Annotated in this window: 14 protein-coding genes; 9 read left to right on the top strand and 5 right to left on the bottom strand. The window is 68.7% G+C overall.

The window, feature by feature from the left end; translation table 11 throughout:
• The first annotated feature begins 46 nt into the window (after positions 1-46).
• From FVP33_RS13685 to FVP33_RS13675, 4 genes are read left to right on the top strand one after another with little or no spacing between them, the layout of a single operon-like run.
• Positions 47-1,051 (top strand): N-acetylglucosamine kinase, encoded by a 1,005-nt coding sequence (locus tag FVP33_RS13685; protein ID WP_147784247.1) that lies wholly within the window; start codon positions 47-49, stop codon positions 1,049-1,051.
• Positions 1,048-2,490 carry a DUF5107 domain-containing protein gene (locus tag FVP33_RS13680; RefSeq protein WP_246142340.1) on the top strand — a complete coding sequence of 481 codons (1,443 nt, stop codon included), beginning with the start codon at positions 1,048-1,050 and terminating at the stop codon, positions 2,488-2,490. Before FVP33_RS13685 ends, FVP33_RS13680 begins: the two co-directional genes overlap by 4 nt.
• Positions 2,487-2,957, top strand: coding sequence for a hypothetical protein (locus FVP33_RS20005; RefSeq protein WP_246142339.1), 471 nt, complete (start codon positions 2,487-2,489; stop codon positions 2,955-2,957). The genes FVP33_RS13680 and FVP33_RS20005 overlap by 4 nt, the downstream gene beginning before the upstream one ends.
• Positions 2,954-3,961, top strand: coding sequence for a Gfo/Idh/MocA family protein (locus FVP33_RS13675; RefSeq protein WP_147784246.1), 1,008 nt, complete (start codon positions 2,954-2,956; stop codon positions 3,959-3,961). Before FVP33_RS20005 ends, FVP33_RS13675 begins: the two co-directional genes overlap by 4 nt.
• Positions 3,962-3,967: 6 nt before the next feature.
• Here the strand turns inward: FVP33_RS13675 and FVP33_RS13670 are convergent, their stop codons facing one another.
• The 5 genes from FVP33_RS13670 to FVP33_RS13650 form a co-directional block, all read right to left on the bottom strand.
• The gene (locus tag FVP33_RS13670) at positions 3,968-4,615 is read right to left on the bottom strand and encodes a dienelactone hydrolase family protein (protein WP_147784245.1); all 648 of its coding nucleotides are present in this window, start codon (positions 4,613-4,615) and stop codon (positions 3,968-3,970) included.
• A gap of 69 nt (positions 4,616-4,684) precedes the next feature.
• The gene (gene fliW / locus FVP33_RS13665) at positions 4,685-5,068 is read right to left on the bottom strand and encodes a flagellar assembly protein FliW (RefSeq protein WP_147784244.1); all 384 of its coding nucleotides are present in this window, start codon (positions 5,066-5,068) and stop codon (positions 4,685-4,687) included.
• Complete coding sequence (flgL, locus tag FVP33_RS13660; protein WP_147784243.1) at positions 5,065-5,946, bottom strand: flagellar hook-associated protein FlgL; 882 nt, start codon at positions 5,944-5,946, stop codon at positions 5,065-5,067. The genes fliW and flgL overlap by 4 nt, the downstream gene beginning before the upstream one ends.
• A gap of 3 nt (positions 5,947-5,949) precedes the next feature.
• Positions 5,950-7,377 carry a flagellar hook-associated protein FlgK gene (gene flgK / locus FVP33_RS13655; RefSeq protein ID WP_147784242.1) on the bottom strand — a complete coding sequence of 476 codons (1,428 nt, stop codon included), beginning with the start codon at positions 7,375-7,377 and terminating at the stop codon, positions 5,950-5,952.
• 10 nt (positions 7,378-7,387) lie between these two features.
• Complete coding sequence (locus FVP33_RS13650) at positions 7,388-7,873, bottom strand: flagellar protein FlgN (RefSeq protein WP_147784241.1); 486 nt, start codon at positions 7,871-7,873, stop codon at positions 7,388-7,390.
• Positions 7,874-8,348: 475 nt separating this feature from the next.
• Here FVP33_RS13650 and FVP33_RS13645 point away from each other — a divergent pair, with 475 nt between their 5' ends.
• The 5 genes from FVP33_RS13645 to FVP33_RS13625 all read left to right on the top strand — a co-directional run bounded on the left by FVP33_RS13645 (position 8,349) and on the right by FVP33_RS13625 (position 12,720).
• The gene (locus tag FVP33_RS13645; RefSeq protein WP_147784240.1) at positions 8,349-9,161 is read left to right on the top strand and encodes a sigma-70 family RNA polymerase sigma factor; all 813 of its coding nucleotides are present in this window, start codon (positions 8,349-8,351) and stop codon (positions 9,159-9,161) included.
• Between the two features lie 119 nt (positions 9,162-9,280).
• Positions 9,281-10,435 (top strand): flagellin N-terminal helical domain-containing protein, encoded by a 1,155-nt coding sequence (locus FVP33_RS13640; protein ID WP_147784239.1) that lies wholly within the window; start codon positions 9,281-9,283, stop codon positions 10,433-10,435.
• Between the two features lie 140 nt (positions 10,436-10,575).
• The gene (gene fliD / locus FVP33_RS13635) at positions 10,576-11,970 is read left to right on the top strand and encodes a flagellar filament capping protein FliD (RefSeq protein ID WP_147784238.1); all 1,395 of its coding nucleotides are present in this window, start codon (positions 10,576-10,578) and stop codon (positions 11,968-11,970) included.
• Positions 11,971-11,987: 17 nt separating this feature from the next.
• On the top strand, positions 11,988-12,407 hold the full coding sequence (fliS, locus tag FVP33_RS13630; RefSeq protein ID WP_246142338.1) for a flagellar export chaperone FliS: 420 nt from the start codon (positions 11,988-11,990) through the stop codon (positions 12,405-12,407).
• Entirely contained in the window at positions 12,400-12,720 is a 321-nt protein-coding gene (locus FVP33_RS13625) for a hypothetical protein (RefSeq protein WP_147784236.1), read from the top strand. The genes fliS and FVP33_RS13625 overlap by 8 nt, the downstream gene beginning before the upstream one ends.
• Positions 12,721-12,729: the final 9 nt, after the last annotated feature.

Genomic DNA, 12,729 nt, shown 5'->3' with positions numbered 1-12,729 from the left:
TTACAGTACAGTGTGCTCAGTTCCCAAATATTTCGAAGAAGTAACGATGCGAAAAATTGTGGCGGTCGACGCCGGTGGCACCTCCTCGCGAGCCGTCGTGCTCGAAGCGTCCGGAGACTGCCGGGGCTTCGGTCGGGCGGGCGCCGGAAACCCGACCGCGGTGGGGATCGAAGCCGCGGTCGAGGCACTCGGTCTCGCCGTGGCGCGCGCCCTGGGCGACCGGCTGGGTGACACGGATGCCGAGTCCCTCGTCGTGATCGCCCTGGCCGGTGCCGAGACGCCGGAGTTCGTCCAGAGACTGGGCTCGCGCTTCGCGGGCCTCGGACTGGGCGGCACTGTCGCCATCGAACCGGATCTGCTCGGCACCTTCTGCTCCGGCACGGCCCTGGAGCACGGCTACGCCGTGATCGCCGGCACGGGCGCCATCGCGGCGCGAGTGAGCGACGGGCGCATCCACACCGTGCGGGGCGGCTCCGGCTGGCTCCTGGGCGATACCGGATCCGGGTTCTGGATCGGGCACCTCGTGGCGCGCACGGTGGTCGCCGCCCTCGACGGGATCGGCCGCCCGACCGCGCTCACCGGCCTCCTGCTCGAGGCCACCGGGATCGAACGCACCTCGGCGAAACACCGAGGGCGGGCCGAGGAGCTCACGCGCCTCGAACACGCGCTGTACGCGCTGCAGCCCGTGGAGCTCGCCCGGTTCGCCCCGCTCGCCTTCGAGGCGGTCGACGATCCGGTGGGCCGCGAGATCCTCGACGCTGCGGCGGAGGGAATCGCCCGCATTCTCGCCGCGGCCGTGCAGACCGACGTCTCCGGCGCGGTCGTGCTGGGCGGGAGCGTGCTGGCGGCCGGCATGGAGCGGGCCCCGGCGATCTTCACCCACCGACTGCGGGCCGCCGCCGGGGATGCCCAACTGATCCCGGTCGCGGACGGCGTGGTCGGCGCCGCGGTGCTCGCCCTGCGGCGACTCGGCATCCGGGTGGATGCCCGGCTCCACCGGCACCTGACCGGCGAGATCGACCGTGCCCGGGGCGAAGCGGTCGCGCAATGACCCTCTCCGTCGAGACCCGAACGATGGCGTTGGCCGATCTCGGCCTGCCGGATTCGATGCCGATGCTGGGCGCCCCGCTCGAGACGCCCACCGTGGTCACCGGGGACATCCCGGCGGAGATCGTCGAGGGCTCGACCTACGGCACCCCCTCGAACCTCTACCCGTACCAGGAGCAGAACGGCTACGGCCGCACGCTCTCTCCGCGACCCGTCACGACGGTGGTGCTCGAGAACGATCGGCTGCGGGCGGTGTTCCTGCCCGAGTGGGGCGGTCGGCTCTGGGAACTGTTCGACAAGAGGAGCGGCACGCACCTGCTCCACTCGCCGCCCACCATCCAGTTCGCCAACCTGGGGCTGCGCAATGCCTGGTTCGCCGGTGGCATCGAGTGGAACATCGGTACGCGAGGTCACTCGCCGACGACCGCGAGCCCCCTGCATGCGGCGATCGTTCGCACCCCCGGGCAGGAGGTGCTGCGGATGTGGGAGTTCGACCGCTTGCGCGAGGTCGTCTTCCAGGTGGATGCCTGGCTCCCGCACGACTCGGCGGTGCTGTTCGTGGCGGTGCGGGTGCAGAACCCGAATGCGGTGACGGTGCCGATGTACTGGTGGACGAACGCGGCGGTGCCGGAACGCGAGGACACCCGGGTGATCGCCCCGGCCGACTCCGCCTTCGCGAGCGCCTATGAGGGCGGGATCAGTCGGGTGGCCGTGGCAACGGGCGCGGCGGACTGGACCCGGCCCGTTCGCAACGCGCGGGCGCGGGACTTCTTCTTCGACATCCCGAGGCACCACGCCCCCTGGATCGTGGCCTCCGACGGGCACGGTGACGGGCTCGCCATGCTCTCCACGGGGCGGCTGCGCGGGCGGAAGCTCTTCGTCTGGGGGCAGGGACCGGGCGGCGATCGCTGGCAACGGTGGCTGTCGCCGGAGGGCGGGCGTTACGCCGAGATTCAGGCCGGCCTCGCGCAGACCCAGTTTCAGCACCTCGAGATGCCGGCTGGTGCCGACTGGAGCTGGCTGGAGGCCTACGGCAACCCGGCGCTCTCGGCGGCGACCGTCCGCGGCGCGGACTGGACAGCCGTCGTGGCCGACGTCGAGCGGAGCGTCGCCGAACTCCTGGACCCCGCGGCGCTCGAGGCGGCGCACGCCGCGGCGCGCTCCTGGGCCGACCTCCCCCGGAGAGCGGCATTCTCGCCGGCAGCGGCTGGGGAGCCCTGGAGGCGGCGCGCCGCCGACGCCACGGCCTCGGCTGGATCGACGGGGCAGGCACCCCGTTCGCGGCGGACACCATCACCGCCGTACAACAGCCGTGGCTCGACCTGCTCGAGGGCGGCACTCGGTTCGACGGAGAACCCGGCTTCGTGCGCGGCGAGGACTGGGAGGCCCTCTGCGCGGCGAGCGGGGACGGGGCGGTCTCCTCGCTGCATCGCGCGATCATGAGACACGCGGCGGGCGACGGTGGTGCCGCGGAGTCGCTCTACCGACACTCCCTCCTGCGCGGGCCGAGCGCGCACGCCCACCGGGGACTCGCGCGACTTCTGGGGGCGGCGGGCGACACCGAGGGCGGGCTCGAGCACTACCGCCTGGCGTGCGCTCTCGCACCGGGCGACACGCCCCAGCGCATCGAGGCCGTGTCGGCGGCGCTCGCCGCGGGATCCGTAGACGCCGCGCTTGCGCTGCTCGGGTCGGATCCGTCGATGAACGGCCGGCTTCGCCTGCTCCGCGCCCAGGCCCTCGCGCTCGCCGGGGATGGCGCCGGGGCGGCGGCGATTCTGCGGGAGGGAATCGAGGTCGCCGACCTGCGGGAGGGCGAGAACGCGATGGCCGAGCTGTGGCTCCGGGTGCTGCCCGCCGAGCCGGTTCCGCCCGACTACCAGTTCAGCATGACCGAGGAGGGAACCGGATGACCGGCATCGCCATTGTCGGGCGCGGCGCGATGGCGCAGGCGCACGCGCGGGCGTGGAGCGAACTCGGGCTCGGTGACAACATCGACTATGTCAACACCCTGACGGCGGGGCCACCGCTGACATTCGCGCCTCTCGCCCGGTTCGAACCGGACCTCGGCGTCGTGCTTCGCGACCCCGAGGTGCAGATCGTGTCGGTGTGCACTCCCACTCCGAGCCATGCCTCGATCGCCATCGACGCCCTGCGGGCGGGCAAGAGCGTATTGCTGGAGAAGCCGATCGCGCTCACGATCGCCGACGCGGTGGCCATCCGCGACGAGGCGGCGCGCAGCCAGGGGGTGCTGATGGTGGCACACGTCGTGCGCTTCTTCGCGGGCTACCGGGTGATCCGCGAGACCTTCGAGGCCGGCACGCTGGGAACCGCCCTTGCCGTGTCCGCCGGTCGGTTCAGCCCGGCCCCTCGCCCGTCGACCTGGTGGCACGACGAGTCGAAGTCCGGCGGAATCGTCGTGGACTTCAGCATCCACGACTTCGACCAGCTGAATCTCTTCCTCGGTCGTCCGCTGTCGGTGTCGGCGCGCCGGGCTCGGCCGGATGGCCCTGTCGAGGCGACCGTGGACTACGCGGGCGGCGGCGTGGGCCGTGCGACGGGCTTCATGGGGATGCCGACGGGTTTCAGCTTCGCGTCTTCGCTCGACGTGGTCGGCAGCGCGGGTCTCGCCGACCATCGGTTCTCGGGCGTGCTCCACCCGGTCGCGTCGGATGCCTCGGCTCCGGACGCCGTCCAGGATTCCGTGCGGGTGCAGACCGCGGCGGGCACCAGCGAGCGGGCGATCCCCTCTCACAATCCGTACCGCAGCCAGGCCGAATACTTCCTCGAGTGCGTGCGCACGGGGGCCGCGCCCGACTTCTGTCCGGTCGATGACGCGATCCTGGCGCTTGCCGTGGCGCTCGCCGCGAAGCGGTCCCTGGGGTCCGGAGCGCCGGTGGGGGTCGAGACGGCCTGACCGGAATTAGTCGATGAGGTGGTCTTCGAGGAACGACGCGGTGCGCGCGAAGGCGAGTGCCGCGGCCGCCCCATTCACCTTCTCGGGAATCGTCGCGTTCGCGAACGAATGAACCGTGCCGAGATAGCTGAACTGCGAGACCGGTGTGCCGTGGTCCTTGAGCCGGTCGATGAAGCTCTCCGGATCCTCGCCCTCGTCCCACTCGTCGACCTCGGCGAACTGCAGGAGCACCGGGCAGGGGATCACGCCGTGCTGCGCCGGCCCGAGCGTCGCGTAATAGGCGACCACGGCATCCGAGGATCCCCCCTGCGCGTGCAGCAGGGCCAGCCAGCCTCCGGCGGAGAAGCCGACCACTGCCACTCGCTGGCTGCCCTCGGCCCGGGCGGTCTGGATGATGTCGTCGACGGTCGAGAGCGCCGTCGCGACATCGAGCTGGCCGAGCAGCTGCTCGGCGGTCGCCTCGTCGGTGGTCGCCACGCCGTCGAAGAGGTCGGGCACCACCACGCGGTAGCCCTGGTGTTCGAGCCCGCGGGCATAGTTCTCGAGCCAGGGCAGGCGCCCGTACCAGTCGTGCAGCAGCACCACGAGCGGGCCGCCTGGTTCGCCGTAGTAGAACGGGACGCCGGGCGAGGGGATGGGAACGATTTCGGTCATGCCGGCCCTTCAGAGAGCGGAACGGGTCTCGTTTCCGCCACTCTAGCCGACGGGTCGGCAGCGGTGAATCTAGGCCGAGGCCGTGGCGAGTTCCGCCTGCAACGACCAGTCCTGGTCCTCGAGAATGACCTGCGCGCTCGAGCCCGAAGTGACGTTGACCACAATGGGCGCCATGAGGTTGAGACGTGTTCCGGCCTCCCCGGGGTTCGCCACGACGAGCACCATGGCATCCTCCGGGGCGGTCAGTCCGAGCGCCGCACAGTGCTCGTCCGAGAGCATCGGGCCGTAGTCCGGCAGGAACACCGCGGCATCGAGCACGAAGAGCCGGATGCCGTCGTTGTGCACGGCGCGCAGCGAGTACAGGCCGGTCGCACCCTCGATCTCGGTGAGGGTGAAATCGGTGAGCGGGTCGAGGCCGGGAGGCGGCGTCACGAACGTGAGTGCGGCGCTCAACGGAGGAAGTCCATCAGTGTGGGCTGCAGGGTGCGCGAGGTGATGGCGAGGGCGGATTGGTAGGTGACCTCCTGCTGCTTGAGCTGGAGTACCACCTGGCTCAGGTCGACGTCTTCGATGGACGAGCGCTGCGCCTCGAGCGCGTTCGACTGCTGCAAGTTGGAAGCCTCCGCTTTGTTGACCTGGGCCTGGTTGGCGCCGACGGCACTCTGCTGGGAGAGCGCGGCGGTCATGTGGGTGTCGATGGTGGCGAGCTGGGGGCCCACGTTCACGCCGCTGCGCAGGTCGGCGACGATGTTGTCCACGAGGGCGAAGACCGAGCCAGGTCCGGTGCCGAAGACCGCGGCGCCGTCGGCGTCCACCCGCACGGTCGTGCTCCCGTCGAGGCGACGCGTGACCGGGGTTCCCGTGCCGGTGAAGGCGTAGCTCGAGTCGAACGCGACGCCGGCATCTGAGGTACCGGCGAACACCGTGCGACCGGCGTATTTCGCGTTTGCCTGGCCGAGCAGATCCGTCTTCAGGCCCTCGAGCTCTTTGGCGATGGCCTCCTTGGCCGCCGGCGAGAGCGCACCGTCGTTCGCGCCCTGCACGGTGAGGTCGCGGACGCGGCGGAGGATGTCGGTGGTGCTGGAGAGGGCGGCATCGACGGTGGTGAGCCACGAGTTTCCGTCGTCGATGTTGCGACCGTACTGGGCGGTGGCCGCCTGATCCACTCGCACCCGCAACGAGTCGGCGGTGCCCGACGGGTCGTCGGAGGGCTTGGAGATCTTCTGCTGGCCGGACGCGAGCGCCTGCACCCGGGCGAGTTGCGCTGCACTCGACTGGAGATTGCGCTGGGAGGTGGCCATCATCGTCTGGCTCGTCACTCGATTGACCATGGGCTATCTCCCGACGATTCCGGTGTGGTTGATGAGGGTGTCGAGCATCTCGTCGACCGCGGTCATCACGCGAGCGGCGCCCTGGTAGGCCTTCTGGAACATCAGCATGTTCACGTTCTCCTCGTCCATGTCCACCGAGGAGTTGGCGAGCTGCGCGCCCGAGGCCGAGGTTGCCGCGGCCTCGGCCAGGGTCGCCTGCTGCACGGCGGATTTTGTGGCCGCGCCGATGCCGGTGACGAACTTGGACCAGACGAAGTCCGGGGAGGTCGGTCCGCTGCCGAGCGCGGCGATTGCCGAACCGTTGGAGCCATCCAGGGCTCCGGAGCCGGCCGTCGCCGTGGCGATGTCGCCGACTCCAGTGGCCAGCACCGAGAGGCCGAGGGCGGCTGGGCCGGTGGGCGCTATGGCGAAGAAGTCGAGGCCCGTCGCCCCGGTGGAGGTGACCCCGGCCGAGTGCACGGAATTGACCGAGGTGGCGAGGTAGGTGGCGAAGGTGTTGTAGTTCGCGGCGGCCTCGGCGAGGGCCCCGCCCGTCCCTGTCGCGTTCGCGGCGGCGAGGATCGCCACGGCACCGGCCATCTCCCCGGATTCCGCGCCGACCGGCACGCCGGGGCGGTTCGTCCAGGCGAGCGCGACCGGAGTGGCTGCGGCCCCGGCCATGATGTTGCTGCCGGTGACCGTCACGGGCTGGAAGGTGTCACCGGAGACGAGGGAATTGCCGCCGATGAGCACGTCGGCGGTGCCATCCGGGAGCACGCGCACGGTCGCGCCGGTGAGGGCCGCGATCGTCGTCGTGAGGGTGTTGCGCTGGTCGAGCAGTTCGTTGACCGAACCGCCGGTGGCGAGCGTGCTTCGGATGCGAGCGTTGAGGTCGGCGACCTGGGTGCCTGCATCGTTGAGTTCGCGGGCCATGCCGTCCAGCTGCCCCCGCACCTGCGTCCACTGGGCATCGACGGCCTGGTAGCCGTTCGCGATGTGGGAGGCGAGTGCGGTGGCATCCGAGATCAGCACGCCGGCCTGGGCCGGCTTGCCGGCGTTGTTGGCCATCCCCTGCCAGTCCGCCCAGAAGCCGGTGAGCTGGGCGGAGAGCCCGTTTGCCCCCGGCTCCTGCAGCGAGCCGTCGACGGCGCTGAGCGCGTTGGCCTTCACGGCGAGGTTGCCGGAGGTCGCGGCGGAGTTGCGTACCTGGGTGTCGAGGTAGATGTCGCCGAGGCGGGCGACGCCGGTCACGGCAACGCCCTGGCCGATCCGCACGACGCCACCGGAGAGCCGGCCCACCTGGGAGAGGGCGCCGAGCGACGAGGTCGTCACCCGCTGGCGGGTGTACCCGGTTGTCGTGGCGTTGGTGATGTTCTGTCCGACCACGGACAGGCCCTGCCGGGCGGCAGAAAGACCGGTGTAGGCGGTGTTCAGGCCGCTGAAGGTGCTCACGCGCGGGTCCTCACAGGGTCAGGTCGAAGATTCGGGCGGCACCGGCCGGTGCCGCGGAGGTTCCGTTCGAGTCGTAAGTACCCGCCTCGGTGACCCCGTCGGACTGCGCCTCCTGCACGAAGCGGATGGCGGTGCGGAGGTAGTGCTCATTGAGGTCGCGCAGTTCGCGGATCTGGTTGGTCTGTTCGGTCATCGCCCTGAGGTGCGAGCCGAGGATCTCGGCCCATGGCCCCTCGGGAGCCGCGTCCACCAGCTCGCGCAGGGTGGCGTTCTCGTGGGCTCCCCACTCGGCGGCCACCGAGGCGACCTCAACAGTGCGGGCGAGGCCGGCGGCACGGAGCCGCTCCATCACCTGTTCGACCTCGCGGGTGGCGTACTGGAGCCAGCGGGTCTTGCCGGCGGTGAGCAGGAACTGCTCCTCCTCGAGCTTGAACGTCAGGAGCTCGAGCAGCTCTCGCTCGCGCCACAGGCACGCCGACAGTTCATTGACACTCATGGCACTCCAAGTCCGGTTGATCATGTGGACGAAGGCGTGCACAGTTCGCGCTGCCCGCCGTCGGGTATCCACCTCTTCCACGGTTGAACTATCGGCAAGGGTACTCCGCGCGTTAGTCGAGACCGTGGCTGGGTTCCAAAAATCGCCCACCGGCAGCTGTCCGCTAGATGGAGGACTTAACCGGCGGAATGGGGTACACGAGCCCCCGGACTGGGGGCAGGAATCAAGCAAACAACGGGGAAACGACTGGTTTTCCGGGGGTCAACCGCCTATAGAGTCGCAACAGATCGAGGCCAACGGCCCACCGATTCCACTGCTTCACCACCCGAGAATCACCCGAGACCGACCCGAGCTTCACCACGTTCCACCGGCACGACACGCGCTTACCCGAGCAGATCTGCAAGTCGGCACTCGCCCCGATCGGGGCGGCCGCCGAAATCATCATCGTCCAGTTTGCACACGGGGGCCAGGCAACGTGAATCGTACAGAACGCAACCAGTTGGTTGTCGACAATCTTCCGCTCGTCGGGTACCTCGTCTCCGAGGTCTGGGCACGGGCGACGCACCTCTCCCGGGACGACCTGGCCTCGGCCGGCGCCGTCGCCCTCATCACCTCCGCCGACTCGTTCAACTCCGAGCTCGGCATCCCGTTCGGCGCCTTCGCCCGCCGCCGCATCATCGGCGCGTTCGCCGACGAGATGCGCTCGAGCGACTGGGCCACCCGCGGCGCCCGCCGCCGCATCAAGGAAACCATGGCCGTGCAGGAGACCCTCACCGCCGCCCTCGGACGCGTTCCGAGCATCGACGAGATCGCCACGGCGATGGGCGTCGACCGCGGCGAGGCCGAGGCCGGTCTCGCCGACGCCTCTCGCACCGTCTCCGCGCTCGACGACACCACGGCCGAATACCTCGTCGCCGACACCGCGCTGCCCGAGGAGTCGCTGCTCTCCGCCGAGCGCCTCGGGTTTCTCAGCGCCGCCGTCGTGGCCCTGCCGGCGAAGATGCGCTACATCGTCAACGGGATCTACTTCGAGGACCGCTCGGTGAAGGAGCTCGCCGACGAGCTCGGCATCACCCACTCCGCGGTGTCCCAGCAGCGCGCGGAGGCGATCCGCCTGCTCAAGGACGGCCTCGAGACCCACTACTCGGACACAAGCGCCGAGTACACACCCGTCTCCCGCATCGCGCCGGCCACCCGCAGCGCCTACCTGGCCAGAGTGGCGAACAATGCCATGGCAGGCATGGCCAACCTCGCGCACCCCGCGCGGGCCAACGCGGCGGCATCCTGAATAAACAAAAAAAGAATTTGGTGTCGCGCCTAACGCCCCAGGGTGTTCGGCCGATAACTCTCAGTGTCGGACCACGGATGGGCCGATTCGAATAACCCACCATCACGGAGGAATACATCATGGGTATGCAGGTCAACACCAACATCTCGGCACTCAACTCGTACCGGAATCTCAGCAACACGCAGAACGATCTCGCCAAGTCCCTCGAGAAGCTCTCCAGCGGTCTTCGCATCAACCACGCGGCGGATGACGCAGCTGGTCTCGCAATCTCCCAGGGTCTGCAGTCGCAGGTCGGTGGCCTCACGGTCGCCAGCCGCAACGCGCAGGACGGCATCAGCGTCATCCAGACCGCTGAAGGTTCGCTCTCCGAGGTTCAGACCATCCTGCAGCGCGTTCGTGACCTCGCTGTTCAGGCCGGTAACGACTCGAACAACACGGACTCCCGCGCGGCCATCACCACCGAGGTCACGGCGCTCACGACGGAACTCTCACGCATCGCGGGCGGCACGAACTTCAATGGCACCAACCTGCTCGATGGTTCCAACAACTCGCTCAGCTTCCAGGTGGGTGCGAACGGTGGCGCGAGCAACCAGATCGTCGTCGACCTGAGCGGCGCGAACGTCAAGACGGTAGCAGCCGCACTCACGGCCGGTGGAACCGGGGCGTCGAGCGTGGTTACCGCTGCGTTGGTCACGGGTGCTCAGAAGTTCTCGATCACCGAGGCAAGCGGCAGCACCAGCACGGTCAGCGTCACGCTGGGCGCCGCGGGAACCTACAAGTCGGCACAGGATGTGGCGAACGCATTGAACTCGGACTCCGGTTTCAAGAGCTCGCTCTCGGCAACCGTCGATCTGACCGGTGCTCTTATCGTGAACGCGAAGTCGGGTGGAACCGTTGTCGGTGGAGGAACCGCTGGCACGCAGGCCTCGGCCGGTACCGGGCTTGCGGTCGCGACCGCCGGACCGTCGAGCACGCTTGACTTCACCTCAGCAGCAACCTCGGCGGCCGCAATCACCGCCATCGACACGCAGATCACGAAGATCTCGACCGCTCGTGCCACCCTCGGTGCACAGCAGAACCGTTTCGAGAGCGTCACACGCAACCTCGCCATCTCCACCGAGAACCTCACGGCGGCGAAGTCGCGTATCACCGACACCGACATGGCGTCTGAAATGGTCAAGTACACCCGCTCCAACATCCTGGCCCAGGCCGGCACCGCGATGCTCGCGCAGGCCAACCAGGGCAACCAGGGCGTGCTGCAGCTCCTCCGCTAGAAACGGATAGCTCGGCCGGCGTGTAACAACCAACGCCCGGCGGCTTGTCGCGGAGGGAACTGGACCTCTCGATGTGATGGCCGCCGGGCGTTTACCGCACCACTAACCAACGATCGCCATAAGACGAAGGGACACGGCCGATGGGAATTTCCCTCGACGGGCTCTCCAGCGGCCTCGACACCACGTCTCTCATCAACCAGCTGATGACAGCCGAGGCGGCACCACAGGACCAGCTCAAGGCACAGGTCACCAAGACGAACACCGTCGTCACCGCACTCCAGGGGCTCAACAGTCGCCTCGCTACCCTCGCGGATGCGGCGGCCACCGTTGCGAAGGTCGGCAGTCTCGACCTGTACACCGCCTCGAGCTCCTCTCCTGCACTCTCCGCATCCGTCGCCACCGGGGCCGCAGCCGGCGAGCTCCAGGTGGTGGTGAGCGCACTTGCCTCTGCACAAGTTGGCGTCTCCGCGGCCATGGCCACCTGGCCCTCGCCCTCGACAATCACCATCGTCGGACACTCTGGTACTCCGCTCGAGATCACTCCGGCCTCGAACTCCCTCGACGACGTCGCCTCAGCCATCAACGGATCCACCGCGGGAGTGACCGCCACAAAGGTGGCCTCCGGCGTCGACGGCTCCGGCACCACGCTGTACCGCCTCCAGTTCTCGAGCAAGACCACCGGGGCCGACTCCGCGTTCACCGTTTACCAGGGCAGCGCTGCGGATGTTGCGGCGGGCACCGCGACGAATGCGCTGGCTGTGCCGGGCGCCGCCGTGATCAAGACCGCCGCTGACGCAAGCGTGACTCTCTGGAAGGGCACCGCGGCAGAGCAGGTCATCACTTCGTCCACCAATACCTTTTCCGACCTGCTCCCCGGAATCACTGTCACCGCCGCGACAGCGTCGGCCGACCCCGTGACTATCACGGTGTCACGGGACGACACGCAAATCAGCGCTGTGGCCAGTGGACTCGTCGCCTCGCTGAGCTCCGCGTTCGTTCTCATCGCCGCCCAGACCGCCGTCTCCACGAGCACGGATGCGACGGGCAAGACGGTCACCTCGGCCGGCGTGTTCGCGGGGGACAGCACTGTCCGCGGAATCCGTCAGAGCGCGCTGGATGCCGCAAGCGCGCCGATCAACGGCCACTCGCCCGGCGAATACGGGATTGTGCTCAGCAAGACCGGCACCATCAGCTTTGACCAGGCCAAATTCTCCGCAGCGATGGCATCGGATCCGAAGACGACCATTGCGGCCATCCAGACGATCGCCACGCGCCTCTCGGCGGCTGCGACCGCTGCATCGGACAAATACACCGGTAGCCTGACGAGCAAGATCACCGGCGACCAGAGCCAGGTAAGGAACCTGGGCGACCAGATTTCCGCCTGGGATGTGCGCCTCGCCAGCCGAAAGAGCACGCTGCAGCGCAACTACTCCGCGATGGAGGTCATGCTGAGCAACCTCAAGTCGCAGTCCGCCGCACTCAGCTCGCAGCTCTCCTCACTTTCGACTTCGACTTCGACCGGCACGACGGGATAGGGACCATGACGATGACGATGAGCGCACAACGCTCCCAATACAACAGCGACGCGATCCTGTCCGCCTCCCCGGTGCGCCTGCTCACGATGCTCTACGACCGCCTGCTTCTCGACCTCGGTCGTGCCGAGATCGCCCATGCTGCCGAGGACTGGCCGACGGTCTCCTCGAACCTGCTGCACGCCCAGGCGATCATCGCCGAGCTCACCTCGTCGCTGAAGGTGGAGCTGTGGGATGGCGGCCAGGGCCTGCTCTCGCTCTACAACTACACGACGAGCCTCCTGGTGATGGCGAATGTGAAACGCGACGCGGCGAGCATCCGCGAGAGCATCGAACTTCTCGAGCCGCTCAGGCAGGCCTGGCACGAGGCGGCGAGCCAGCTCTCGGTTCCGGATCGCGGCGCGTCGACCGGCGAAAGCCGGGAGCTCGGAGTTGCCTAGCTCGAGCGAGAGCTGGGACAACTGGGCATCCGTGCTCACCGCGATGGAGGAGAGCATCGCCGCGTCCAGGTTTCCGGCGCGCGCCGACGCCGAGGACTACGGCGGCGTGCCCATCTGGGTGATGCCGAGCTACCTCGGACCGATGCCACCCGACCTGCGCTCCCGCGCCAACCGCATCTTCAGCGAGCAGCAGGCGTCGATCGACAGCGTCGAGGAACGCAAGAGGATCACCGGCAGGCACCTTGCGGCCATCGAGGCCGTTCCTCCGGTGAACCCGGGCGGGCCATCCGCCTACCTCGACGTCACGAGCTGACCCCCCCCT

It is taken from the genome of Lacisediminihabitans profunda, from assembly GCF_008040105.1.
Taxonomy (GTDB): domain Bacteria; phylum Actinomycetota; class Actinomycetes; order Actinomycetales; family Microbacteriaceae; genus Lacisediminihabitans; species Lacisediminihabitans profunda.
Note: the sequence above shows the minus strand (reverse complement) of the source record. Positions and strands in the feature narration are given on the sequence as shown.

Bases quoted from the DNA above. Each gene is read 5' to 3' on its own strand.
- FVP33_RS13685 (WP_147784247.1), top strand. From the start codon at position 47: ATGCGAAAAATTGTGGCGGTCGACGCCGGTGGCACCTCCTCGCGAGCC.
- FVP33_RS20005 (WP_246142339.1), top strand. From the start codon at position 2,487: ATGAGACACGCGGCGGGCGACGGTGGTGCCGCGGAGTCGCTCTACCGA.
- FVP33_RS13640 (WP_147784239.1), top strand. From the start codon at position 9,281: ATGGGTATGCAGGTCAACACCAACATCTCGGCACTCAACTCGTACCGG.
- flgL (WP_147784243.1), bottom strand. From the start codon at position 5,946: ATGGTCAATCGAGTGACGAGCCAGACGATGATGGCCACCTCCCAGCGC.
- fliS (WP_246142338.1), top strand. From the start codon at position 11,988: ATGAGCGCACAACGCTCCCAATACAACAGCGACGCGATCCTGTCCGCC.
- FVP33_RS13670 (WP_147784245.1), bottom strand. From the start codon at position 4,615: ATGACCGAAATCGTTCCCATCCCCTCGCCCGGCGTCCCGTTCTACTAC.
- FVP33_RS13675 (WP_147784246.1), top strand. From the start codon at position 2,954: ATGACCGGCATCGCCATTGTCGGGCGCGGCGCGATGGCGCAGGCGCAC.
- fliD (WP_147784238.1), top strand. From the start codon at position 10,576: ATGGGAATTTCCCTCGACGGGCTCTCCAGCGGCCTCGACACCACGTCT.
- FVP33_RS13680 (WP_246142340.1), top strand. From the start codon at position 1,048: ATGACCCTCTCCGTCGAGACCCGAACGATGGCGTTGGCCGATCTCGGC.
- FVP33_RS13650 (WP_147784241.1), bottom strand. From the start codon at position 7,873: ATGAGTGTCAATGAACTGTCGGCGTGCCTGTGGCGCGAGCGAGAGCTG.